Raw genomic sequence first — 23,252 nt, 5'->3', positions numbered from 1 at the left:
CGGGGCTGCCCACCCCGGAGGGCACCGAGCTCTGTCACGGTGCCCCTCCGGGGAGTAGAGCTCAGGCGCCCTGCCCCACCGGCTTCAGGATCGCCACGCACTCCACGTGGTGCGTCATCGGGAAGAGGTCGAACGCCCGGAGCTTCACCGGCTTGTAGCCCTCCTCGGCGAAGTAGGCGAGGTCGCGGGCGAGGGCTGCCGGGTCGCAGGCCACGTAGGCGATGCGGCGGGCGCCGAGGGAGGCGAGGTGGCGGACCGTCTTCTTGCCGGCGCCGGCGCGCGGGGGGTCGAGGACGATGATGTCGGCGCTGTCGATGCGGGTGCGCGGGAGGACGTCCTCGACCTTGCCGTGCTCGATGCGCACGCGGTCGAGGTCCTGGAGGTTGTGGCGGGCGTCCTCCACCGCGCGCTTGCCGGACTCGATGCCCAGCACCGCGCCCTTCTCGCCGATGCGCTCGCCGAGGGCGCCGGCGAAGAGGCCCACGCCGCAGTAGAGGTCGAGGGCCATGTCGCCCTTGCGGGGCATGAGGCCCTGCATGACGGCCTTGACCAGGGTGTCGGCCGCCTGGGGGTGGACCTGCCAGAAGCCGCCCTCGCCGACGCGGTAGGTGCGCTCGTCGGCGCGCTCGCGGACGAAGGGGCGGCCGTGGACGCGGTGGATGCGCTGGTCCTTCTCGCCGACGCGCATCACCGAGACCGGCTTGTCCAGTTCGACGATCGGGAGGCGGCCGCCCGGCTTGGGGGTGAGGATCACCTGGCGGTCGGCGGAGCCCGAGGCCGCGATGGCCTCGACCGTGGCGATCTGCGGCCACTCGCGCTTCTCGATGCCCAGCTCGGTCACGCCCGGCGCGGCGATCATGCAGTGGTCGATCACCTGGACGTCGTGCGAGCGGTGCTTGCGCAGGCCCGCGTGGCCCTCGGCGTCCACGGCGTACTGCACGCGGGTGCGCCAGGCGGGGACCTCGCCCGCGGGGAGCTTGTCGCCCTCGGCCGGCATCACGGTGCCGTCCCAGCCCGCGTCCTCGGGGGTGAGGCCGGCGAGGCGCTGGAGCTGTTCGGCGATGACCTCGCCCTTGAAGCGGCGCTGGGCGCCGGGCTTGGCGTGCTGCCAGTCGCAGCCGCCGCACTTGCCGGGGCCGGAGAAGGGGCAGGGGGCCTCGACGCGGTCCTTGGAGGCCGAGAGGATCTCCACGGCGTCCGCCCGCAGGAAGCGGGAGGTCGACTCGCCCTCGGTGATCCGGGCGGTCACCCGCTCGCCGGGGAGGGCGTGGCGGACGAAGAGGACCCGTCCGGACTCGGTGCGGGCGACGCAGTGACCGCCGTGGGCGACCGGGCCGACCTCGACCTCGTACTCGTGACCGACCAGCGAGTCCTGCGATTCCTTGTGCATGCGGGTCGGCTCCAGATACGTCAAACGGGGTGAGGCGGGACAGCCGTCCAGTCTACGTCCCACCTCACCCCGTCGATGACCCACCGGCGTCGACGACCCACCGCCGGCGTCGACGACCCACCGACGACGGCGCTACTTCTTGGTCGCCGCCTTCTCCTTCTTCGACTCCGTCACCGGGCCGCGCCGCACCGAACCGGGGGCGTTCCACTCGGCGCGCTTGCGGGCGCGCAGCTTGGCGGCCTCGGAGGAGTCCAGCTGCCAGGGCACGGAGGTGACCATCACGCCGGGCGTGAAGAGCAGGCGGCCCTTGAGCCGCAGCGCGCTCTGGTTGTGCAGCAGGTGCTCATACCAGTGGCCGACGACGTACTCGGGGATGTAGACGCTGATCACGTCGCGCGGGCTCTCCTTGCGGAGGCGCTTGACGTAGTCGATGACCGGGCGGGTGATCTCGCGGTAGGGCGAGTCGAGGACCTTCAGCGGTACGTCGATGCCGCGCCGCTGCCACTCCTCGCGCAGGGCCTTGGTCTCGTCCGCGTCGACGCTGATGGTCAGGGCCTCGAGGGTGTCGGAGCGCATCAGCTTGGAGTAGGCGAGGGCCCGCAGCGTGGGCTTGTGGATCTTGGAGACCAGGACGATGGCGTGCACCCGGGAGGGGCGGACGGTCTCGTCGCCGGGCTCGTCGCCCGCGGCGATCTCCTCGGCGACCCGGTCGTAGTGCTTCCGGATGGCGGTCATGGTGGCGTAGAAGATCACCATGCCGAGCAGGGCCACCCAGGCGCCGTGCGTGAACTTCGTGATCAGCACGACCACGAGCACCAGGCCGGTGAAGAAGGCGCCGAAGGCGTTGATCGCCCGGGAGCGGACCATGTGGCGGCGCTTGGCCGGGTCGGTCTCGCCGGCCAGCAGGCGGTTCCAGTGCCGCACCATGCCGGTCTGGCTGAGGGTGAAGGAGACGAAGACGCCGACGATGTAGAGCTGGATCAGCTTCGTGGAGTCCGCGCCGTAGATGTAGACCAGTATCGCGGCGGCCGCGGCGAGCAGGACGATGCCGTTGGAGAACGCGAGCCGGTCGCCGCGGGTGTGCAGCTGACGCGGCAGGTAGCGGTCCTGGGCCAGGATCGAGCCGAGCAGCGGGAAGCCGTTGTAGGCGGTGTTGGCCGCCAGGAACAGCACGAGGGCGGTGGCGGCGGCGAGCACGATGAAGAGGAACGAGCCGTTGCCGAAGACCGCCTCGGCCACCTGCGAGATGACCGGGTTCTGGGTGTAGCCCTCGCCGACCGGCGTGCCGTTCTTGAGCAGGTCGGTGGCGGGGTGCTCGGCCATCCGCACGTCGGTGGCCATGGCCAGCGCGATGATGCCGCAGAACATGGTGACGGCCAGGCCGCCCATCAGGGCCAGGGTGGTGGCGGCGTTCCTCGACTTGGGCTTGCGGAAGGCGGGGACGCCGTTGCTGATCGCCTCGACGCCCGTCAGGGCGGCGCAGCCGGAGGAGAAGGCCCGCAGCAGCAGGAAGACCAGCGCGAAGCCGGCCAGGCCCTGGTGCTCGGCGTGGATGGTGAAGTCGGCGGTGGGGGCCTTCATCGTCTCGCCCATGAGCAGGCCGCGGACGGCCCCCCAGGCGATCATCACGAAGACGCCGCCGACGAAGACGTACGTCGGGATCGCGAAGAGCTTGCCCGACTCCTTGACGCCGCGCAGGTTCATCAGCGTCAGCAGGATGATCACGGCGACGGCCGAGAACGTCTTGTGCTCGATGACGAAGGGGACGGCGGAGCCGAGGTTCTCGATGCCGGAGGAGATCGAGACGGCGACGGTCAGGACGTAGTCGACGAGCAGGGCGCTGGCGACCGTGAGGCCGGCCTTCGGGCCCAGATTGACGTTGGCGACCTCGTAGTCACCGCCGCCGGAGGGGTAGGCGTGGACGTTCTGTCGGTAGGAGGCGACCACCGTGAACATCAGCACGACGACCGCGAGGGCGATCCACGGGCTGAAGTTGTAGGCGGACACGCCTGCCACGGACAGGACGAGCAGCACCTCGCCCGGCGCGTACGCGACGGAGGAGAGGGGGTCGGACGCGAAGACGGGTAGGGCGATGCGCTTGGAGAGAAGGGTCTCCCCCAGCTTGTTGCTGTGCAACGCCCGGCCGATGAGGATCCGTTTCGGCAGGTCGGTCAATTTGGACACGCAGAGGATCGTAAGGGTTCGATATCGATGGCGCCCACCCGGCTACCCGACGGCGCCGAATTCCGTTAAAGGGGCGTTAAGACGAGCGGTTCCCCGCCCCGGCCGGTGCCGGGACGGGGTATGGGGCCGCCGAGGGGCCGCGCGAAGCGGCAGGTCGGGGCCGCGGTCCGTAGCCGGAGTACGGGTCAGGGCCGCAGCCGGACCGGCAGCATGCGGTGGCCGTTGGAGATGAAGGAGTCCACCTGGACCAGCTCCTTGGGGTCCACGGCCAGGGCCATGTCCGGGAAGCGCTCGAAGAGGGCGGGCAGGGCGACCTCCGCCTCCAGCCGGGCCAGCGGGGCGCCCAGGCAGAAGTGGACGCCGTGCCCGAAGGAGAGGTGGTCCTTGGTGGCACGAGTCACATCGAAGCGGGCGCCGTCGTCGCCGTACACGGCGCGGTCGCGGCCGGCCGCGGCGTAGGCGGCGAGGATCGCGTCGCCCTGGCGCAGGGTGACGCCGCCGTCGAGCTCGATGTCCTCGACCGCGTAGCGCAGCGGGAGGCTGGCGACGGGCGCCTGGTGGCGCAGTGTCTCCTCGATCACATCGTTCCAGCCGGCCTTGCCGGCGCGGACGAGGGCGAGCTGCTCGGGGTGGGTGAGCAGGGCGTGGATGGCGTTGTCGAGGAGGTTGACGGTGGTCTCGTGGCCGGCGCCGATCATCAGCAGCAGGGTGTCGACGAGCTCCTGCTCGCTCAGCGGCGTCTTCGCGTCGTCGTCGCGGGCGGAGATCAGGACGCTGGTCATGTCGTCGCCGGGCTTGGCGCGCTTGGCGGCGACGATGCCGCCGAGGAGGCCGTAGAGCTCGGTGTAGGTGGCGGTGACCTCCTCCGGGTCGGCGGAGGTGTGGAAGATCGAGTCGACGCAGCGGCGCAGCCCCTCCCGGGTGGCCTCGTCCTCCACGCCGAACAGCTCGCAGATCACCTGGATCGGGATGGAGTAGGCGTAGTGCTCGCGCAGGTCGACGCTCTCACCGGGCGCGGTGGCGGCGAGGCCGTCGAGGAGGGCGGCGGCCATCTCCTCGATCCGGGGCCGCAGCGCGGCGGTGCGGCGGGCGGTGAAGGCCTTGGCGACGAGGGTGCGCAGCCGCTTGTGCTCGCTTCCGTAGGCGGTGAACATGTTCGTCACCGACACCCAGGTGTACAGCGGCCATTCCGGGGAGATCTCGCCGTTGATCCAGGCGGGCCAGTGCCGGCGCGGGTCCTTGGAGACGCGGGGGTCGGTGAGCAGCCGCTTGAGCAGCGGCTGGCTGGTCACCGCCCATGCCACCACGCCATCAGGGAGCTCCACGGGGACCGCCGGGCCGTGGGCGCTGATGCGGGCGGCCTCGCCGTGGATGTCGGCGCCGGCGGGATCGATGGCGACGGGGCAGGTGAGGCGGTCCATCGTCTGTCTCCAGGGGTCGTGGCCGGCGGCTGCGCGGCCGGCCGAGGGTGCCCCGCCGGGGTGCGGGGGCTGGGGCGCCGGTACGGGCACGGGGACGGGCGGGAAGCGCACGGGCAGCGCGGTCAGGGCGCGGTGGAAGGGGCCGGGCCGCCACACCAGGCGCTCGGCGGGCACCGCCAGCTCCAGGTCGGGGAGCCGGTCGAGGAGCTTCTCGACGGCTACGGCCGCGATGAGCCGGGCCGGGTCCTTGGCGGGGCAGTGGTGCGGGCCCGCGCTCCAGGCGAGGTGGGCGCGGTTGCCGGTGCGGCGGTCGGAGCGCAGGGCGGGGTCGGTGTTGGCGGCGGCGAAGCTGACCACGACGGGCTCGCCGGCGCGCAGCGGCACCCCGCCGAGGTCGAGGTCGGCGGTGGGGTAGTGGACGGCGTAGTTGGCCATCGGCGGGTCGAGCCAGAGGACCTCGTCGAGGGCGTCCTCGACGGGCATGCTGCCGCCGGCCAGGTCGCCGGCGAAGCGGTCGTCGGACAGCAGCAGCCGCAGCGCGTTGGCGATGAGGTTCTGCTGGGGCTCGGTGCCGGCGCCGATGAGGACGACGAGCTGGTGGAGCATCTCCTCGTCGCTGAGCTGGACCGGATGGGCCATCAGCCAGGAGGTCATGTCCGCTCCGGGGAGCTCGCGCTTGAGGGCGATGAGCTCCTGGAGGCTGCTGGTGATGAGCGCGTCGGCGCGTTCGGCGTCGACGCCGTCGAAGATGCCGGAGAAGCCCTCGACGAGGCGGTCGCCGATCTCGGTGGGGCAGCCGAAGAGCTGCTGGAAGACCAGCAGCGGGAGGGTCTTGGCGTACGAGCCGAGCAGGTCGGCCTCGCCGAGCGCGGTGAAGCGGTCGATGAGGCTGTCGGCGCTGCGCTCGACGTAGCCGCGCAGGGCGTTGGGGTCGATGCGGGCGAGGCTGTCGTCGACGGCCTGCCGGTAGCGGCGGTGGTCGTCGCCGTCGGAGAACAGGCAGTTGGGCCGGTAGGCCATCATCGGCACGACGGGGTTGTCGGCCTCGACGCGGCCCTCGGTGAAGGCCCGCCAGTGGCGGGCGTCCTTGACGAAGGCCTCCGGGGTGCGGAGTACGTGGAGGGCGGCCCGGTAGTCGGTGACCAGCGTGGCCCGCACGCGGGGTGCCAGCTCGACGGGGGCGGCGGGCCCGTACTCCCGCAGCCGCTCGTAGACGGTGTGCGGGTCGGCGGCGAAGTCCGGCCCGTACAGCGGGGTGCCGGGGCCCTGGTGCGCGGGGCAGACCGCCGAGGGCATGGCGGACGGCGGAGGGCCGGCGTCGGGGCGGTGGGTCACACGTGCTCCTGTACGGCGGTACGGGTCTGCAGGTACTCCACCAGGCTGATCAGCGCGCGGGTGGAGGAGATCCGGTCGCGGGCGTCGCAGGTGACCAGCGGGGTCTCGGGGAGCAGGTCGAGGGCCTCGCGGATCTCCTCCTCGGGGTGCGTGGGGGCGCCGTCGAAGTGGTTGACGGCCACCGCGTACGGCAGGCCGTGCTCCTCCAGCAGCCCCATGACCTCGAAGGACTGCTCGAGACGCCGGGTGTCGGCCAGGACGAGCGCGCCGAGCGCCCCCTGGGTCATGTCCTGCCACAGCCGGGTGAAACGCTGCTGGCCCGGCGCGCCGAACAGGTAGAGGACGAGGCTGTCGCTGAGGGTCAGCCGGCCGAAGTCCATGGCGACCGTGGTGGTGGTCTTGCCCTCGATGCCCGCGAGGTCGTCGACGAGCGCGCCGGCCTGCGTCATCGTCTCCTCCGTGCGCAGCGGCCGGATCTCCGAGAGCGAGCCGACGAAGGTGGTCTTGCCGACGGCGAAGTGCCCGACGACGAGGATCTTGGCGGCGGTCCGTACGGTCCGCCGCAGGTAGACGCCGCCGTCGGGGTGGGCACCGTACGCGCCGTGGTCAGAGGCGAGCGCGGAGTCCATCCAGCACCTCCTGCAGGATCTGGGCCTCGGGCAGCTGTGCCGAGGGGATGGGGGCCCGGGTGGAGAGGTGGCCGCTGTCGACGAGATCGCCGAGCAGCACCTTGGTGACGCTGACGGGCAGCATCAGGTGGCCGGCGATCTCGGCGACGGACAGGGCGCCGCCCAGGCAGAGTTCCATGAGGGCGCGCTTCTCCGGGCTGAGACCGCCCAGCGGCCGGTCGTCGTGCGCCATGACCAGGGTGACCAGGTCGAAGGTGTTGCGCGTGGGGTGGGAGCGGCCGTCGGTGACGACGTACGGGCGCACCAGCCCTCTGTCGCGTCCTGGCGCCGGCGGGGTCACGCCGGGCCCGTACCCTGCCAGCCGTCCTGCCGGGGCGGGCTGGTCAGTTCCTTGCCGAGCCGGTCGACCGTCTTCTGCATGCGGTAGGTGACGGCCTCCATGTCGACGTTCTCGCCGGCGGAGACGGCGAGGTAGGCGCCGGGCCCGGCCGCGATGAGGAAGACGTAGCCGTGCGCGAACTCCACCAGCGTCTGCCGCCAGGGGGTGTCCTGGTGCTGGGGGTGGGTGCAGAAGTCGGAGGTGGAGCGGCTGATGGACTGCAGCCCCGACAGGGCGGCCGCCTGACGCTCCGCCTCGTCGCGGTGGATGCCCTGCGAGTGGGCGCGCAGCATGCCGTCGGCGGAGAGCAGGATCGCGTGCCGGGCCTCCGGCATCTTGACGACCTCGTCGAGCATCCAGCCCAGCTCTTTGTTCATGTGGTCCATCACGCGTACGGGTTCCCTTCGTCTTCTACGGGGGCATGGCCGGGGCGCCGGCCGGGCGGGGGGACGGAGCCGGGGCCGCTGCCGCTGCCGCTGGGCGGCACGGGCGGGGTGGCCCCTGTGGGGTTCCGGCGCCGGGGCCGGTGGGCGGCGCGGGCCGGGGCGGGGGCGGTCCCTGCGGGACGTCTCCGAGCGGGGGCATCTGGTGGCTGCCGGTACGGCCGGTACGGGTACCGCGCGCGAACGCGCCCATGCGCCGGGCGTTCTCCTCCGCCGTGCGTTCCTTGGGCATCTCGGTGGGCGTGGGCGCCGGGGCCCGCCGGCCGTGCGGCCCGCCGGCGGGCTGCCGACGGCGACGCTTGGGCAGGCCGCCGGCGGTGGAGCCGATGACGTGCGAGGCGGCGCCGGGGTCGCCGGAGGCGCCGGGCGTCTCGGGGTGCCGGGGAGGCCGGGGGCCTCGGGGGCGCCCGGGAAGCCGGGGATCTCGGGTACGCCCGGGAAGGCGGAGGCCTCGGGTACGCCCGGGAGGCCGGGGACCTCGTGGGCTCGCGGGGTCTCGGAGGCGTCCGAGAAACCGGGGACCTTGGGTACGTCCGAGAAGCCAGGGACCTTCGGGGCGCCCGGGAAGCCGGGTGTCCCGTGGGCTCGCGGGGTCTCGGAGGCGTCCCGGAAGCCGGGGGCCTGGTGGGCGTTCGGGGTCTCTCGGGTGCCCGAGAAACCGGGGGCCTTGGGTACCTCCGGGAAGCCCGAGGCCTCCGGTACGCCCGGGAAGCCAGGGGTCTCAGGGGCGCCCGGGAAGCCCGAGGCGGTGTCCCCGGTCCCCGCGGACGCGGGAGCGCCGGCCGGCCCGGCGATGGGCCCGGCAGAGCGTCCAGCCGACGGCCCAGCCGTGGGCCCGGCGGCCGGCCCGTCGACGGGCCCGGCAGAACGCCCAGCCGACGGCCCCGCGATGGGCCCGGCAGAGCGTCCTGCGGCCGGCCCCGCCGTAGGCCCGGCGGCCGGCCCGGCCGGCGCCTCCGGAGCCTGGTGCGCCGCAGGCGCCCGGTGCGCCCCGGGCGCGTGCGGAGCGTGCGTGCGCTCCGCGTGGCGGCCGGTGCGCGGGCGTGAGGGGCGGCGCGGTCTGTCGGAGGCGTCGCGGCCGCGGCCGCCGCGGCCGGCGAGCGGCGTGGTGCCGGGGCCGTCGATGTCGAGCTGGGTCAGCAGCGCGCCGGGCAGGAAGAGCACGGCCCGCACGCCCCCGAACGGGGAGCGGGTGTCGACCGAGACGCTGAAGCCGTAGCGCGCGCCGAGCACCCCGATGACGGGGTGTCCGAACTGCGGCGGGTCGCCGAGGCGCGAGACGTCCACGACCCGGCGGCCCGACAGCATGGCCGTGGCCTGCTGGATCTCCTGGTCGTCCATGCCCACGCCGGCGTCGTCGATGACGATGCAGGCGCCGTTGTGCACGGGCTGGATGCTGACCTCGACGGTGGTGTTGGGCTGGGAGTGGCGGGCGGCGTTGTCAAGGAGCTCGGCGACGGCGAGCACGACCGGCTCGACGGCACGGCTGACGACGGCGATGTCCGCGTGGCTGTGCACGCGGACGCGGCGGTAGTCGCGGATGCGCGAGGTGGCGCCCCGGACGACGTCGGTGAGCTGGGAGGCCACGCGCTGCCGGCCGGGCCAGGAGCCGCAGAGCACGGCGATGGCCTGGGCGCGGCGCCCGAACTGGGAGTTGGCGTGGTCGATCTCCAGCAGGTCCCGCAGGACGTCGGGGTTGTCGTGCCGCTCCTGCATCTCGGAGATGGCGAGCTGCTGTTCGTGGGCCAGGCCCTGCAGCGCGCGCATGGACGCCTTGAGCGCGGCCTTGGCGGACTGGTCGGCCCGGCTCTGCGCCTTGTCCACGGCCTGGGTGAACAGGTCCATCACCGACTGGAGGTTCTGCGCGAAGGCGGTGCCGGCGAGCCGGTCGTCGAGCGGGCCGGGCAGCGGAACGTCCTGGCTGACGGCGTCGGAGACGGCCGGCAGCCGGACGCCGACCAGGTGGGCCAGCTCCTCGTCACGCGCCCGGAGGCTGTCCTCCAGTTGATCGACGCGTCTGCGCACTCCGGTGGTGATCGTCCGCTGGCGTGCGAGCAGGACCGATACGACGGTCAATGCGACGGCCAGACACCAGATCACCACCTCCGGTATGTGATGTGACATCAATTCCTCTTGGACGACGGGGACATGTGGTGAGGAACCACCCAGCGGCAGCTGGGCGAGGGACAGGTCGGCGTCCTGACGTCCCGTCCGGAAGCGGAATACATCGATCATCCTAACCGCGCCCGTGACCGTGTGTCCGATCTTCGTTACGAAACTCGAACAGACATGCGCGATCGATTCCCGGCCATGTGGCGAGACGTCAGGCGCCCCCGGACCCGCCGTCCTCGGCGCCGAGAACACAGGGCGTGACCGTTCCGCGCAGATCCCAGCCCAGTGCGCCGTACAGCGCGAGGCCCTCGCGCGTGGCGACGAGCACGCCGTGCTCCGCACCCCGCTCCAGCGCGGCCGCGCCGAGGGCGCGCATCACGAGGCGGCCCAGCCCCCGGCGACGGTGAGCGGCGTCGGTGGCGATCCGGTCGAAGACGACCACTCCCCCGGTGCGGCCGGTGCGGCCGCTCGCGGCGAGCGAGCCGTCCGCGGCCCTCACCTCGGCCTCGGTGACGCCGTCGGCGGTCACGGTGCGGACCGTGTAGCCGTCGGGGGCGGTCGCGTCCGCCGGGCGCAGCGTGGTGGACATCATGAATTCCGGGTCGTGCACCTCCCACCGGGGCGTCAGCGCCGGCGTGACGCGCCCGGCCGGGGCGCAGACCTTGATCCAGGTGCCCGGCTCGGTGGCGGCGGCCACCAGGTCGCGCAGGACGGCCGGGTCCGCCTCCGGCAGGACGTAGCGGCGCACGTGCCCCGGCAGCCCCACGTCGATGCGGTAGCCGCCGGGCACCTCGACGGGGGCCGGGGCGCCCCGGGAGACCGACCAGCCGGTCACCCAGGCCCGTACCGCCTCGGCAAACGTCAGCGCGGACGAGCCGACAGAAGAGTCGTAAGTCTTGATCATCGGGCGAGCTTATTGCGAATCATTCGCAACAAGGAAGGGCCGTCCTGGGCAGGGGCGCCCACTCGGCGGTCCGGGGCCCGGCCCCCGGGGGGTTGCGGATACGGTGGTGCCGTGCGCCTGACGCGGGCAGCGCCCGTCGAGGGCGCCTCGCGTCGGACCCGCGAGTCATCCCTCGTGGGGCCGTGAGTTTGAGAAGGAAGATGTGAGCAGGGTGTTGGTGCAGGTCAGCGCGGTAGTCCGGAGCATGGGGTAGGCGTTGTGCACATCGTGATCATGGGGTGCGGGCGAGTGGGCTCCGCCCTCGCGCAGACCCTTGAGCAGCAGGGCCACACGGTCGCCGTGGTCGACCAGGACCCGACGGCCTTCCGCCGCCTGGGCTCCGGGTTCGGCGGCCGCCGGGTGACCGGCGTCGGCTTCGACCAGGACACCCTGCGCGAGGCCGGCATCGAGGAGGCGGGCGCCTTCGCCGCCGTCAGCAGCGGCGACAACTCCAACATCATCGCCGCCCGGGTGGCGCGCGAGATGTTCGGCGTGGAGAACGTCGCGGCCCGCATCTACGACCCCCGCCGTGCCGAGGTCTACCAGCGCCTGGGCATCCCGACCGTCGCCACCGTGCGGTGGACCGCCGACCAGATGCTGCGGCGGCTGCTGCCGTCGGGCGCGGAGCCGCTGTGGCGCGACCCCAGCGGTGGCGTCCAGCTCGCCGAGGTGCCCGTCTCGGAGGGCTGGGTGGGCCAGAAGGTGAGCCTGCTGCAGGACGAGACCGGGGTGCGCGTGGCGTTCCTCACCCGACTGGGCGAGGCCATGCTGCCGACGTCGGCGACGGTGCTGCAGGAAGGCGATCTGGTGCACGCGATGATGCGCACCGACGAGGTCGAGAAGGTCGAGGCGGCGTTCTCCGCTGGTCCCGAGGAGGCGCACTGATGCGGGTTGCTATTGCTGGTGCCGGTGCCGTCGGCCGCTCCATCGCGGGCGAGCTGCTGGAGAACGGGCACGAGGTGCTGCTCATCGACAAGGCCCCCTCGGCCATCTCGGTGGAGCGGGTGCCGCTGGCGGAGTGGCTGCTGGCCGACGCGTGCGAGATCACCTCGCTCGACGAGGCCGCGCTGCAGCGCTGCAACGTCGTGATCGCGGCGACCGGTGACGACAAGGTCAACCTCGTCGTCTCGCTGCTCGCCAAGACGGAGTACGGCGTGCCGCGGGTCGTGGCCCGGGTGAACAACCCCAAGAACGAGTGGCTGTTCAACGAGTCCTGGGGCGTGGACGTGGCCGTCTCCACCCCGCGCCTGATGTCGGCGCTGGTCGAGGAGGCCGTGAGCGTCGGCGACCTGGTGCGCCTGCTGCGCTTCAGCCAGGGCGACGCCAACCTCGTCGAGCTCACCCTGGCGCCGGAGTCGGCCCTGGCCGGCACCCGCGTCGGCGACGTGGACTGGCCGGAGGACACCTCGCTGGTCACCATCATCCGCGGCACCCGCGTGCTCACCCCCAACCGGGAGGACGCGCTGGAGGCCGGCGACGAGCTGCTGTTCGTGGCGGCCCCGGCGCGCGAGGAGCAGCTGGAGGACCTGCTGTCGGTGCGCCGCGAGGGCACGGCGGGCTGACCGCGCAGCGCGTACGAAGGAGGGCCCCCGGGACGATTCCCGGGGGCCCTCCTTCGTATGTGCGGGGGTGCGGTCAGCGCGTGGCGGCCTTGGCCTCGCGCTCGGCGCGCTCCGCCTCCTCCATCTCCGCGAAGACGTCGATCGGCGGCGGCGCCTTCGACAGGAAGATCCAGGTCAGGTAGACGGAGAGCAGCATCGGCGGAATGCCGAGCGCCACCTTCACCCAGCCCAGCTGGGTGACGTCGCCCCACCAGTAGAGCGGGAAGAGGACGGCCGACTTGGCGAGCAGGATCAGGCCCCACGCCCAGCTGGCCTTGGTGTAGGCCCTCTTGCGGCCGGGGTTGCGGGTGCGCCAGGAGAGGTTCTCCTTGAACACCGGGCCGAGGATCAGGCCCATCAGCGGATAGCCCGCGACGGCCGAGACGATGTAGGCGACGGCGAGGCCGAGGCTGTAGAGCATGCCCGGCAGGTAGAAGTTCTTGGCGTCGCCGGACATCATCGCGAAGACGGCGCCGAAGGCGACCCCGAAGACACCGCTGAAGGCGTGCTTGAGGGTGTCCTTGCGGACGAGCCGGGCGAGGCCGAGCAGCAGGGACAGTCCCAGCGCGGCGATCGCCGCGACGTGGATGTCCCGCTTGACCGTGTAGATCGCGACGAAGACCAGGCCGGGAACGGTGGTCTCCACCATGCCCCGCACGCCGCCGAAGGCCTCGAAGAGGGCGGCCTCGGTGGCCGCTCGGGAGTCCGCGTCCCGCGCGCCGTGGGCGGCCTGATGATCCGTCGGCTTGTCGATGGACGACAAGGGCTACTCCTGTCCGAGCGGTCGGAGTTCGTATCGGGGGTTGAACAGCACTCTCCGGCCGCGGCTCATGGAGATCCGGCCGGAGGCGATCAGCTTACGGCCGGGCTCTATCCCGGCGATGGAACGGCGCCCGAGCCAGACGACGTCGAGCGCGGCGGAGCCGTCGAAGAGCTCGGCCTCCAGCGCGGGGACGCCGGCGCGCGGGCGCAGCGTCACGGTCCGCAGCGTGCCGGTGACCTTGACGATGTCCCGGTCGTCGCAGTCGCAGATCGGCGTGCAGCCGACGGCCGCCGCGTCCTGCTGCAGCTCCGCGTGATGGAGCTCCTCCTGGGACGTGGACAGCCGGTCCAGCATCCGGCGGAAACGCCCGGTCGGCTTCTCGGGACGGGGTACGGCACTCATGTCACCAGCGTAGCGGGAGCGGGGAGGGCGGGGATCAGCCCTCACAGCTCCCACCGGCTACCCGCCCTCATCCCTCGAACCGGTACCCCATCCCCGGCTCCGTGATGCTGCATCTCCCGGGGGCAACCCCCGGACCCCCGGCCGGCTGCCCGCTCTCACCCCTCGAACCGGTACCCCATCCCCGGCTCCGTGATGAAGTGCTTCGGGTGCGAGGGGTCCAGCTCCAGCTTGCGCCGCAGCTGGGCCATGTAGACGCGCAGGTAGTTCGTCTCGGTCCCGTACGACGGGCCCCAGACCTCCTGCAGCAGCTGCTTCTGGCTGACGAGACGGCCCGTGTTGCGGACGAGCACCTCGAGCAGGTGCCACTCCGTGGGCGTGAGACGTACGTCCTTGCCGCCCCGGTTGACCTTCTTCGCCGCGAGGTCGACGGTGAAGACCTCCGTCTCCACGATCGCGTCGGCGCCCGCGGCCGCGGATCCGGTCGGCTCCGCGCGCCGCACGGCGGCCCTCAGTCTGGCCAGCAGTTCGTCCATGCCGAAGGGCTTGGTCACGTAGTCGTCGGCGCCCGCGTCGAGCGCCTCGACCTTCTCGTCGGAGGTCTGGCGCGCGGAGAGGACCAGGATCGGCACCCGGGTCCAGCCCCGCAGGCCCTTGATCACCTCGACGCCGTCCATATCCGGCAGGCCGAGGTCGAGGATGACCACGTCGGGGTGGCGGGCGGCGGCCAGCTGGAGGGCCGTGGCGCCGTCGGGCGCGGCGTCGACCTCGTACTTCCGCGCCTTGAGGTTGATCACGAGCGCGCGCACGATCTGCGGCTCGTCATCCACCACGAGCACCCGGTTCATGCTGAACCACCTCTACTGTCGTGCGGGCCCCGGCCTGGGGCCCGGAATCCTGGTCCGGTTCGTTCTGCGGTCCGTGCGGCCGCGGCGGGCGTCACGTCGTGGCCTGGGCCGGCAGGTCCGGTCGTACGGGCGGCCGCCCGGGCGCGGCGCGGAGGGTGAGGACCATGGTCATCCCGCCGCCCGGGGTGTCCTCGGCGGCCAGCGTGCCGCCCATGGCCTCGGCGAAGCCCCGCGCGACCGCGAGGCCGAGGCCCACCCCGGCGCCGCGGGGCGCGTCGCCGTACCGCTGGAAGGGCTCGAAGATGCGGTCCTTGGCGCTGTCGGGCACGCCGGGCCCCCGGTCGGCCACCCGCACCTCGACGCGGTCGCCGAGGGCGCTGGCAGCCACCAGGACGGGGGCGGCGCCGGGCGGGTTGTACTTGACCGCGTTCTCGACGATGTTCGCCACGCCGCGCTCGAGCAGCCCCGGGTCGACGGCGACCATCGGCAGCGTCTCGGGGATGTCGAGGGCGACGCTGCCCTCGGGGACGCCGCCCAGCGCCATCGGGACCACCTCGTCGAGGTCGATCTCCCTGATCAGCGGGGTGACGGTGCCGGTCTGCAGCCGGGACATGTCGAGCAGGTTGCCGACCAGGTGGTCGAGCCGGTCGGCGCCGTCCTCGATGCCGGCGAGCAGCTCGGCCTCGTCCTCCGCCGACCAGGCGACGTCGTCGGAGCGCAGGGAGGTCACGGAGGCCTTGATGCCGGCCAGCGGGGTGCGCAGGTCGTGGCTGACGGCGGCCAGCAGGGCGGTGCGGATGCGGTTGCCCTCGGCGAGCCGGCGGGCCTCCTCCGCCTCGCCGACCAGCCGCTGGCGGTCCAGGACGACGGCGGCCTGCGCGGCGAAGGCGGCCAGCACGCGGCGGTCCTCGGCGGGCAGCACCCGGCCGGAGAGGGCGAGGGCCATGTTGTCGCCGACCGGCATGTCCACGTCCGCGTCCTCGGGCCGCAGCAGGGGCTTGCCGTCGCTGGTCACGACGCTGCTGGCGCAGGTCCACGGGTCGACGTCGCTGGCGCGCTCGAGCAGGGCGACGGATTCCATGCCGAAGGTCTCGCGGACCCGTTCCAGGAGGGCGTCCAGGCTCGTCTCGCCGCGCAGCACGCTGCCCGCGAGGAAGGAGAGGATCTCCGATTCCGCCCGCAGCCGGGCGGCCTGGTGGGTGCGGCGGGCCGCGACGTCGACGACGGACGCCACGGAGATGGCGACGAGGACGAATATCGTGATGGCGACGATGTTCTTGGAGTCGGTGATGGTCCAGCGGTGGACCGGCTCGACGAAGTAGTAGTTCAGCAGGAGCGAGCCGAACGCCGCCGACGCCAGGGACGGCAGCGCGCCGCCGAGCAGGGCCGCCCCGACCGTGGTGCACAGGAACAGCAGCATGTCGTTGGCGAGCCCGAGGTCCGGGACGACCCGTGTCAGCAGCAGGCTCAGCAGCGCGGGGCCGCCGATGCCGACCAGCCAGCCGGCCACGATCCGGCCCCGGCCGAGCCGGGCGCCGCGCGCCACGGGCAGTCCGCGGCCCTTGGCGGCCTCCTCGTGGGTGACGATGTGGACGTCGAGGTCGGGGCCCGAGTCGCGGGCGACGGTCTGGCCGACGCCGGGCCCGAAGATGTACTGCCAGGTCTTGCGGCGGCTGGAGCCCAGCACGATCTGGGTGGCGTTGACGCCGCGCGCGAAGTCCAGCAGCGAGGCCGGCACGTCGTCGCCTATGACGTGGTGGAACGTACCGCCGAGGTCCTCCACGAGCGTGCGCTGGACCGCCAGCTCCTTGGGCGAGGCGGAGGTCAGGCCGTCGCTGCGGGCGATGTAGACGGCGAGGATCTCGCTGCCCGAGCCCTTGGCGGCCATGCGGGAGGCGCGGCGGATGAGCGTACGGCCCTCGGGGCCGCCGGTGAGGCCGACGACGATGCGCTCGCGGGCGTGCCAGATGGTGGAGACGCTGTGCTCGGTGCGGTACTGCCGCAGGTACTCGTCGACGCGGTCGGCGGTCCACAGCAGGGCCAGCTCGCGCAGGGCGGTGAGGTTGCCGGGGCGGAAGTAGTTGGAGAGGGCGGCGTCGACCTTGTCGGGCTTGTAGATGTTGCCGTGCGCCATGCGGCGGCGCAGGGCCTGCGGCGACATGTCGACCAGCTCGATCTGGTCCGCGCGGCGGACCACCTCGTCGGGCACGGTCTCGCGCTGCCGGACGCCCGTTATCGACTCGACGACGTCGCCGAGCGACTCCAGGTGCTGGATGTTGACGGTCGAGACGACGTCGATGCCGGCCTGCAGCAGTTCCTCGACGTCCTGCCAGCGCTTGGAGTTGCGGGAGCCGGGGACGTTGGTGTGGGCGAGTTCGTCCACACACACGACGGCGGGACGGCGGGCGAGGACGGCGTCCACGTCCATCTCGGTGAAGACCGCGTCCCGGTAGGCGATCTCGCGGCGGGACACCTCCTCGAGACCGTGCAGCATCACCTCGGTGCGCGGGCGGCCGTGGTGCTCCACGAAGCCGACCACGACGTCCGTCCCGCGCTCGACCCGGCGGTGGGCCTCCGAGAGCATGGCGTAGGTCTTGCCGACGCCCGGTGCCGCGCCGAGGTAGATCCGGAGATTGCCGCGTCCCATGGCCCCATTGTCTTTCAGGAATCGCGACGGTGTTCGGGGCGGTTGTCCGCCCCGAGGTGCCACACCGTCGCGCACCGTCGACCTTACGGCCAAGGATTTGGACATTTCGGGCCGGAGGCGGCCGACCGGCAGGTATTGACGCAGCTCTGACGCCTACGGGCGTAACGCGCGCCGTCACCCCCACGACAGGCTCCTTGACACCCCTGTCGCCCCGTTGCGAGGTTGATCCGCATGACGGACACACGCACCGCTCACACCTCCGACCTCGCCGACGGCGAACTCGTCGCGATCCGCTCCCTCCTGACCGACGCCTTCGAGGGCGACTTCACCGACGAGGACTGGGACCACGGCATCGGCGGCATGCACGCGCTGGGGTACGAGGACGGCGAGCTCGTCGCCCACGGCTCGCTGGTGCAACGGCGCCTGCTGCACGGCGGCCGCGCCCTGCGGGCGGGGTACGTCGAGGCCGTGGCGGTACGGGCCGACCGCCGTCGGCGGGGGCACGCCTCGGCCGTGATGGAGGCCCTGGAGCACGTGCTGCGCCGGGGCGCGTACGAGCTGGGGGCGCTCGGCGCGGCCGACGAGGCCGTACCGCTGTACACCGGCCGCGGCTGGCGGCAGTGGCGCGGCCCGTCGTCGGTGCTCGCCCCGACGGGCATCGAGCGCACCCCGGACGAGGACGGCTTCATCCACGTCCTGCCCCTGGGAACGCCGCTCGACCTCGACGGCGAGCTGACGTGCGACTGGCGCCCGGGCGACGTGTGGTGAGCACCCCGGACACGCGGACGCCCCCGCCCCGGGACGCCGGGGCGGGGGCGGAAGCGACTAGCCGACGGGGTCACGGCCGGCTGCGGGGTGGTGGGGGCCTTCGAGGGCTGCGGGGCCGTGGTCGGCGGTATCGAGGGCTGCGCGGTGGGCCGCGGCGCGGTGCTGGGGGCCGTGGTGGGCCGCGGGGTGGGCTCCGCGGTCGGCGGCACCGAGGGCTGCGGGGTGGGGTTCGCGGTGCCGGAGACCTGGACCGAGCGCCACACCTGGCCGGGGACGCCGGCGTACGACCACTGCTGGACGCGCGCACCGGGCTTGATGGCGGAGTTCTCGACCTCGAGGACCTTGGCGCTGTTCTTGTTGAAGATCAGCCCGTTGTCGTTGGCGAACTCGAAGGCCCAGGTCTGGGTGTCGAGCTTGTCGACGCAGGTCCACTGCTGGGCGGGGGCGCCGTCGTCCTTGCGGGAGTCGGCTATCTCCAGGCACTTGCCGGTGACGACGTTGACGATTCTGAAGTCGCGCGTCGTGCCGATCCGCTCGGCGCGCCACTGCGACTTCTGTCCGTTCTCGCAGAAGCCCTGAACGGCGGGAGCGCCGTTGCCGGCGCTCGGGTCCGCGATCTGCAGGCACTGGTTGCTGTGGTTGTTGACGAAGAGCTGACGGGCGCCCCGCGCATCGGCGGCGTGGGCCGCGGCCGGGGTCATGGCGCCGGTGGCGGCACCGGCGACCGCGACGGCGGCGGCACCGGAGGCCGCGATGGTGGCGAGCTTCGTGGTGATCTTCATGCGGGCGATCGTAGCCAGCTCAAACCTTGCCGCACGCGGAGATAGACGGACAATCAGCTCAACGCTGAACAAGCGGAGGGATCTCTACCCGAACGTCGGCAGGCGGGGCGATGAGCCCCGCCTGCCGACGTTTCCCCCCAAGACGGGCGGTCAGCCCTTCGCGGCCAGCTTCTTCAGCGCCACGTTGAGCCCGAGCACGTTCACGCGCTCCTCGCCCATGAAGCCCAGCACCCGGCCGTCCACGTGGTCCTCGACCAGCTTCTCGACCTTCGCCGCCGCCAGGCCGTTGGCCTTGGCGACCCGCTTGGCCTGCAGGCGGGCGTAGGCCGGCGAGATGTCGGGGTCGACGCCGGAGGCGGAGGCGGTGAGGGCGTCCACCGGGACCGAGGACGGGGAGACGCCGTTGAAGGCCGCGACGTCCGTGCGCCGCCTCTCGACGTTGTCCAGCAGCACCTTGCTGTCCGCGGCGAGGTTGGAGGCGCCGGAGACCAGCAGCTTGTGGCGCGTGTTCTCGGTGTTGGGGCCGGCCGCCGAGGGGCGGGGCTGGAAGAACTTCGGGTCGGGCAGCGGGTTGCCGTCCTGGTCCTTCGTCTCCAGGTCGTAGGTCTGGCCGAGCCGCTCGGAGCCGACGGACCTGCCCTCGGCCGTGATCTCCGAGCCGTTGGCCTTGTCGTGGAAGGCCGCCTGGGCGATGCCGGTGACGACCAGCGGGTAGATCACACCGCAGACCACCGTGAGGACGAGCAGGGCGCGGAGCCCGGCGCCCAGCAGGCGGGCCGTGCTGCGTACGGAGATGTTCATGACGTCACCCGATGCCAGGGATGAGGGAGATGAGCAGGTCGATGATCTTGATGCCGATGAACGGGGAGATCAGGCCGCCCAGTCCGTAGACCAGGAGGTTGCGGCGGAGCATGGCGTCCGCGCTCATCGGCCGGTAGCGCACGCCCTTGAGGGCGAGCGGCACCAGGGCCACGATGATCAGCGCGTTGAAGATGACGGCCGACAGGATCGCCGACTCCGGGGAGGCCAGGCCCATGACGTTGAGCTTGTCCAGGCCGGGGTAGGCCACCGCGAACATCGCAGGGATGATGGCGAAGTACTTCGCGACGTCGTTGGCGATCGAGAAGGTCGTCAGGGCGCCGCGCGTGATGAGCAGCTGCTTGCCGATCTCGACGATCTCGATGAGCTTGGTGGGGTTGGAGTCCAGGTCCACCATGTTCCCGGCCTCCTTGGCGGCCGAGGTGCCGGTGTTCATGGCCACGCCGACGTCCGCCTGGGCGAGCGCGGGCGCGTCGTTGGTGCCGTCGCCCGTCATCGCCACGAGCTTGCCGCCGGCCTGCTCGCGCTTGATGAGCGCCATCTTGTCCTCGGGCGTGGCCTCGGCGAGGAAGTCGTCGACGCCGGCCTCCTCGGCGATGGCCTTGGCCGTCAGCGGGTTGTCGCCCGTGATCATGACGGTCTTGATGCCCATGGCACGCAGCTCGTCGAAGCGCTCCCGCATGCCCTCCTTGACGACGTCCTTGAGGTGGATGACGCCGAGCACACGAGCACCCTTGCCGTCCTCCACGGCGACGAGCAGCGGGGTGCCGCCGGCCTGCGAGATGTCGTCGGTGAGCCGGGTGGCGTCGTCGGAGACGGTGCCACCGTTCTCCTTGACCCAGGCCACGACCGAACCGGTCGCGCCCTTGCGGACCTTGCGGCCGTCGACGTCCACGCCCGACATACGGGTCTGCGCCGTGAAGGGCACCCACTCGGCGCCCACCAGCTCGCCCTCGTGGCGCTCGCGCAGGCCGTACTTCTCCTTGGCCAGGACGACGATCGAGCGGCCCTCGGGCGTCTCGTCGGCGAGGGAGGAGAGCTGGGCGGCGTCGGCCACCTCGGCGGCCGTGGTGCCCTTGACGGGCACGAACTCGGCGGCCTGGCGGTTGCCGTAGGTGATGGTGCCGGTCTTGTCGAGCAGCAGCGTCGAGACGTCGCCCGCGGCCTCCACCGCGCGCCCGGACATCGCCAGGACGTTGCGCTGCACCAGCCGGTCCATGCCGGCGATGCCGATCGCGGAGAGCAGCGCGCCGATGGTGGTCGGGATGAGGCAGACCAGCAGGGCCGCGAGGATGATCATCGACTGCTCGGCGCCCGCGTGGATGGCGAACGGCTGGAGGGTGATGACCGCCAGCAGGAAGACGATGGTGAGCGAGGCCAGCAGGATGTTGAGGGCGATCTCGTTCGGCGTCTTCTGCCGGGCGGCGCCCTCGACCAGGTTGATCATCCGGTCGATGAAGGTCTCGCCGGGCTTCGTCGTGATCTTGATGACGATGCGGTCGGAGAGGACCTTGGTGCCGCCGGTGACCGCCGAGCGGTCACCGCCGGACTCGCGGATGACCGGCGCCGACTCACCCGTGATGGCGGACTCGTCGACGGAGGCCACGCCCTCGACGACGTCGCCGTCGCCCGGGATGATGTCGCCGGCCTCGCAGACGACCAGGTCGCCCACGCGCAGCTCGGTGCCGGGCACCGATTCCTCGCTGTCGCCGTTCAGGCGCCGCGCGACGGTGTCGGTCTTGGCCTTGCGCAGGGTGTCGGCCTGGGCCTTGCCGCGGCCCTCGGCGACGGCCTCGGCGAGGTTGGCGAAGAGGACGGTCAGCCACAGCCAGACGGTGATCGCCCAGCCGAACCAGTCGCCCGGGTCCTTCAGCGCCAGCACGGTGGTGACCACCGAGCCGATCAGGACGACGAACATCACCGGGGACTTGACCATCACCCGGGGGTCGAGCTTGCGGAACGCGTCCGGCAGGGACTTCAGCAGCTGCGCCGGGTCGAAGAGGCCGCCGGAGACGCGGCCGGGCTCCTGGTCGCCGTGCGGGTGGACGTCCTTGGGGTCCTCGGACTCCGTACGGACAGGGGTGGTCGTGCTCATGAGAGTCCCTCCGCCATCGGGCCAAGGGCCAGGGCCGGGAAGTAGGTCAAGCCGGTGATGATGAGGATCGCGCCGACGAGCAGGCCCGCGAAGAGCGGCTTCTCGGTGCGCAGGGTGCCCGCGGTCTCGGGGACGGGCTTCTGCTCGGCGAGCGAGCCGGCCAGCGCCAGGACGAACACCATCGGCAGGAAGCGGCCGAGGAGCATCGCGAGGCCGATCGTGGTGTTGTACCAGGGCGTGTTGGCGTTCAGGCCGGCGAAGGCGGAGCCGTTGTTGTTGGCACCGGAGGTGAACGCGTAGAGCACCTCGGAGAAGCCGTGGGCGCCGCTGTCGTGCACGGAGTTGCCGGCCGTGTTGAGGATCGACTCCGGCGGCGAGGACAGCGCCATGGACAGCGCGGTGAAGCCCAGCACCAGGGTGGGGGTGATGAGGATGTAGCAGGCGGCGAGCTTGATCTCGCGGGTGCCGATCTTCTTGCCGAGGTACTCGGGCGTCCGGCCGACCATCAGGCCCGCGATGAAGACCGCGATGATCGCCATGACGAGCATGCCGTAGAGGCCGGATCCGACGCCTCCCGGGGCGATCTCGCCCAGCATCATGCCCAGCAGCGTGATGCCGCCGCCGAGACCGGTGAAGGAGGAGTGGAAGGAGTCCACCGCGCCGGTGGAGGTCAGCGTCGTGGTCGTCGCGAAGATCGCGGAGGCGCCGACGCCGAAGCGCTGCTCCTTGCCCTCCATCGCGCCGCCCGCCGCCTGCAGCGCCGCGCCGTGGTGGGCGTACTCGGTCCACATCATCAGCGCGGTGAAGCCGAGCCAGATCAGGCCCATGGTGGCCAGGATCGCGTAGCCCTGCTTGACGTTGCCGACGAGCCGGCCGAAGGTCCGCGTCAGCGAGAAGGGGATGACGAGGATGAGGAACGCCTCGAAGAGGTTGGTGAAGGCGTCGGGGTTCTCGAAGGGGTGGGCGGAGTTGGCGTTGAAGTAGCCACCGCCGTTGGTGCCCAGCTCCTTGATGACCTCCTGCGAGGCCACGGCGCCGCCGTTGACCTGCTGGGTGCCGCCGGTGAGCCGACCGATCTCGTGGATGCCCGCGAAGTTCTGGATCGCGCCGCAGGCCACCAGGATCAGCGCGCCGACGACCGAGAGCGGGATCAGGATGCGCACGGTGCCGCGCACCAGATCGGCCCAGAAGTTGCCCAGGTCGCCGGTGCGGGAGCGGGCGAAGCCCCGTACGAGGGCGATGGCGACGGCCATGCCGACGGCGGCGGAGACGAAGTTCTGCACCGCCAGGCCGAGCGTCTGCACGGCGTGGCCCATGGCCTGCTCGCCGGAGTACGACTGCCAGTTGGTGTTGGCGACGAACGACGCGGCGGTGTTGAACGCCTGGTCGGGGCTGATCGCGGTGAAGCCCAGCGACAGCGACTCGGGCAGGACGCCCTGGAGACGCTGCAGCAGGTAGAGGAAGAGGAGGCTGACCGCGGAGAAGGCGAGGACGCCGCGCAGGTACGCCGGCCAGCGCATCTCGGCGCTCGGGTCGGCGCCTATGAGGCGGTAGATCAGCTTCTCCGAGCGCAGGTGCTTGTCGGAGCCGTAGACGCGGGCCATGTAGTCGCCGAGCGGGCGGTAGGCGAGGGTCAGGGCGCCCATGAGCGCGACGAGCTGGAGGATTCCGGAGAGGACGGGACTCATGTCTGT

At 72.1% G+C, this 23,252-nt stretch carries 17 protein-coding genes and 1 pseudogene; 3 read left to right on the top strand and 15 right to left on the bottom strand.

All coding sequences use genetic code 11. The features are described from left to right. Positions 1-61: 61 nt before the first annotated feature. The 7 genes from J1792_RS22645 to J1792_RS22605 all read right to left on the bottom strand — a co-directional run bounded on the left by J1792_RS22645 (position 62) and on the right by J1792_RS22605 (position 10,797). Complete coding sequence (locus J1792_RS22645) at positions 62-1,390, bottom strand: class I SAM-dependent RNA methyltransferase (RefSeq protein WP_086571299.1); 1,329 nt, start codon at positions 1,388-1,390, stop codon at positions 62-64. A gap of 132 nt (positions 1,391-1,522) precedes the next feature. Beyond that, positions 1,523-3,574, bottom strand: a complete 2,052-nt coding sequence (locus J1792_RS22640) for an APC family permease (RefSeq protein WP_207248051.1) — start codon at positions 3,572-3,574, stop codon at positions 1,523-1,525. Positions 3,575-3,759: 185 nt separating this feature from the next. Further along, positions 3,760-4,995 (bottom strand): cytochrome P450 family protein, encoded by a 1,236-nt coding sequence (locus J1792_RS22635; protein WP_207248173.1) that lies wholly within the window; start codon positions 4,993-4,995, stop codon positions 3,760-3,762. A gap of 1,331 nt (positions 4,996-6,326) precedes the next feature. Beyond that, the gene (locus J1792_RS22625; protein ID WP_086574269.1) at positions 6,327-6,959 is read right to left on the bottom strand and encodes a GTP-binding protein; all 633 of its coding nucleotides are present in this window, start codon (positions 6,957-6,959) and stop codon (positions 6,327-6,329) included. After that, on the bottom strand, positions 6,937-7,263 hold the full coding sequence (locus J1792_RS22620; protein WP_086574267.1) for a DUF742 domain-containing protein: 327 nt from the start codon (positions 7,261-7,263) through the stop codon (positions 6,937-6,939). Before J1792_RS22620 ends, J1792_RS22625 begins: the two co-directional genes overlap by 23 nt. A 32-nt stretch (positions 7,264-7,295) precedes the next feature. Next, positions 7,296-9,905 carry a roadblock/LC7 domain-containing protein gene (locus tag J1792_RS35865; RefSeq protein WP_372446153.1) on the bottom strand — a complete coding sequence of 870 codons (2,610 nt, stop codon included), beginning with the start codon at positions 9,903-9,905 and terminating at the stop codon, positions 7,296-7,298. A 199-nt stretch (positions 9,906-10,104) separates the two neighbouring features. After that, positions 10,105-10,797 (bottom strand): GNAT family N-acetyltransferase, encoded by a 693-nt coding sequence (locus J1792_RS22605; RefSeq protein ID WP_086574051.1) that lies wholly within the window; start codon positions 10,795-10,797, stop codon positions 10,105-10,107. 258 nt (positions 10,798-11,055) lie between these two features. On the opposite strand from J1792_RS22605, the gene J1792_RS22600 reads away from it, so the two are divergent. Both J1792_RS22600 and J1792_RS22595 read left to right on the top strand, forming a co-directional pair. Then, positions 11,056-11,721, top strand: a complete 666-nt coding sequence (locus J1792_RS22600) for a potassium channel family protein (RefSeq protein WP_207248050.1) — start codon at positions 11,056-11,058, stop codon at positions 11,719-11,721. Next, positions 11,721-12,398, top strand: coding sequence for a potassium channel family protein (locus tag J1792_RS22595; RefSeq protein ID WP_086574047.1), 678 nt, complete (start codon positions 11,721-11,723; stop codon positions 12,396-12,398). The genes J1792_RS22600 and J1792_RS22595 overlap by 1 nt, the downstream gene beginning before the upstream one ends. A gap of 73 nt (positions 12,399-12,471) precedes the next feature. Here J1792_RS22595 and J1792_RS22590 read toward each other — a convergent pair whose 3' ends face one another. The 4 genes from J1792_RS22590 to J1792_RS22575 form a co-directional block, all read right to left on the bottom strand. Further along, positions 12,472-13,200 (bottom strand): DUF3159 domain-containing protein, encoded by a 729-nt coding sequence (locus J1792_RS22590; RefSeq protein WP_086574045.1) that lies wholly within the window; start codon positions 13,198-13,200, stop codon positions 12,472-12,474. 3 nt (positions 13,201-13,203) lie between these two features. Then, positions 13,204-13,602, bottom strand: a complete 399-nt coding sequence (locus J1792_RS22585; RefSeq protein ID WP_086574043.1) for an OB-fold nucleic acid binding domain-containing protein — start codon at positions 13,600-13,602, stop codon at positions 13,204-13,206. Positions 13,603-13,757: 155 nt separating this feature from the next. Next, positions 13,758-14,447 carry a response regulator gene (locus J1792_RS22580; RefSeq protein WP_086574041.1) on the bottom strand — a complete coding sequence of 230 codons (690 nt, stop codon included), beginning with the start codon at positions 14,445-14,447 and terminating at the stop codon, positions 13,758-13,760. A 91-nt stretch (positions 14,448-14,538) separates the two neighbouring features. Continuing rightward, positions 14,539-17,094 (bottom strand): ATP-binding protein, encoded by a 2,556-nt coding sequence (locus J1792_RS22575; RefSeq protein ID WP_207248049.1) that lies wholly within the window; start codon positions 17,092-17,094, stop codon positions 14,539-14,541. 231 nt (positions 17,095-17,325) lie between these two features. Here J1792_RS22575 and J1792_RS22570 point away from each other — a divergent pair, with 231 nt between their 5' ends. Further along, a complete protein-coding gene (locus J1792_RS22570; protein WP_207248048.1) occupies positions 17,326-17,862 on the top strand; it encodes a GNAT family N-acetyltransferase in 537 nt (178 codons plus the stop codon). Between the two features lie 299 nt (positions 17,863-18,161). On the opposite strand, the pseudogene J1792_RS35860 reads toward J1792_RS22570, so the two are convergent. The 4 genes and pseudogenes from J1792_RS35860 to kdpA form a co-directional block, all read right to left on the bottom strand. Then, a pseudogene (locus tag J1792_RS35860) lies at positions 18,162-18,563 on the bottom strand (RICIN domain-containing protein); the annotation flags it as partial. A 231-nt stretch (positions 18,564-18,794) separates the two neighbouring features. Then, entirely contained in the window at positions 18,795-19,445 is a 651-nt protein-coding gene (gene kdpC, locus J1792_RS22560; protein WP_086571700.1) for a K(+)-transporting ATPase subunit C, read from the bottom strand. Between the two features lie 4 nt (positions 19,446-19,449). Then, positions 19,450-21,558: a potassium-transporting ATPase subunit KdpB gene (kdpB, locus tag J1792_RS22555; protein WP_086571698.1), complete on the bottom strand. Its 2,109-nt coding sequence runs from the start codon at positions 21,556-21,558 to the stop codon at positions 19,450-19,452. Then, positions 21,555-23,246 (bottom strand): potassium-transporting ATPase subunit KdpA, encoded by a 1,692-nt coding sequence (gene kdpA / locus J1792_RS22550; RefSeq protein WP_086571696.1) that lies wholly within the window; start codon positions 23,244-23,246, stop codon positions 21,555-21,557. The genes kdpB and kdpA overlap by 4 nt, the downstream gene beginning before the upstream one ends. Positions 23,247-23,252 lie beyond the last annotated feature (6 nt).

Source organism: Streptomyces triculaminicus (genome assembly GCF_017349075.1).
GTDB classification, from domain to species: domain Bacteria; phylum Actinomycetota; class Actinomycetes; order Streptomycetales; family Streptomycetaceae; genus Streptomyces; species Streptomyces triculaminicus.
This window is presented reverse-complemented; position numbering and strand designations above follow the sequence as displayed.

Bases quoted from the DNA above. Each gene is read 5' to 3' on its own strand.
- J1792_RS22645 (WP_086571299.1), bottom strand. From the start codon at position 1,390: ATGCACAAGGAATCGCAGGACTCGCTGGTCGGTCACGAGTACGAGGTC.
- J1792_RS22635 (WP_207248173.1), bottom strand. From the start codon at position 4,995: ATGGACCGCCTCACCTGCCCCGTCGCCATCGATCCCGCCGGCGCCGAC.
- J1792_RS22625 (WP_086574269.1), bottom strand. From the start codon at position 6,959: ATGGACTCCGCGCTCGCCTCTGACCACGGCGCGTACGGTGCCCACCCC.
- J1792_RS35865 (WP_372446153.1), bottom strand. From the start codon at position 9,905: ATGTCACATCACATACCGGAGGTGGTGATCTGGTGTCTGGCCGTCGCA.
- J1792_RS22605 (WP_086574051.1), bottom strand. From the start codon at position 10,797: ATGATCAAGACTTACGACTCTTCTGTCGGCTCGTCCGCGCTGACGTTT.
- J1792_RS22595 (WP_086574047.1), top strand. From the start codon at position 11,721: ATGCGGGTTGCTATTGCTGGTGCCGGTGCCGTCGGCCGCTCCATCGCG.
- J1792_RS22585 (WP_086574043.1), bottom strand. From the start codon at position 13,602: ATGAGTGCCGTACCCCGTCCCGAGAAGCCGACCGGGCGTTTCCGCCGG.
- J1792_RS22580 (WP_086574041.1), bottom strand. From the start codon at position 14,447: ATGAACCGGGTGCTCGTGGTGGATGACGAGCCGCAGATCGTGCGCGCG.
- J1792_RS22575 (WP_207248049.1), bottom strand. From the start codon at position 17,094: ATGGGACGCGGCAATCTCCGGATCTACCTCGGCGCGGCACCGGGCGTC.
- J1792_RS22570 (WP_207248048.1), top strand. From the start codon at position 17,326: ATGACGGACACACGCACCGCTCACACCTCCGACCTCGCCGACGGCGAA.
- kdpC (WP_086571700.1), bottom strand. From the start codon at position 19,445: ATGAACATCTCCGTACGCAGCACGGCCCGCCTGCTGGGCGCCGGGCTC.
- kdpB (WP_086571698.1), bottom strand. From the start codon at position 21,558: ATGAGCACGACCACCCCTGTCCGTACGGAGTCCGAGGACCCCAAGGAC.
- kdpA (WP_086571696.1), bottom strand. From the start codon at position 23,246: ATGAGTCCCGTCCTCTCCGGAATCCTCCAGCTCGTCGCGCTCATGGGC.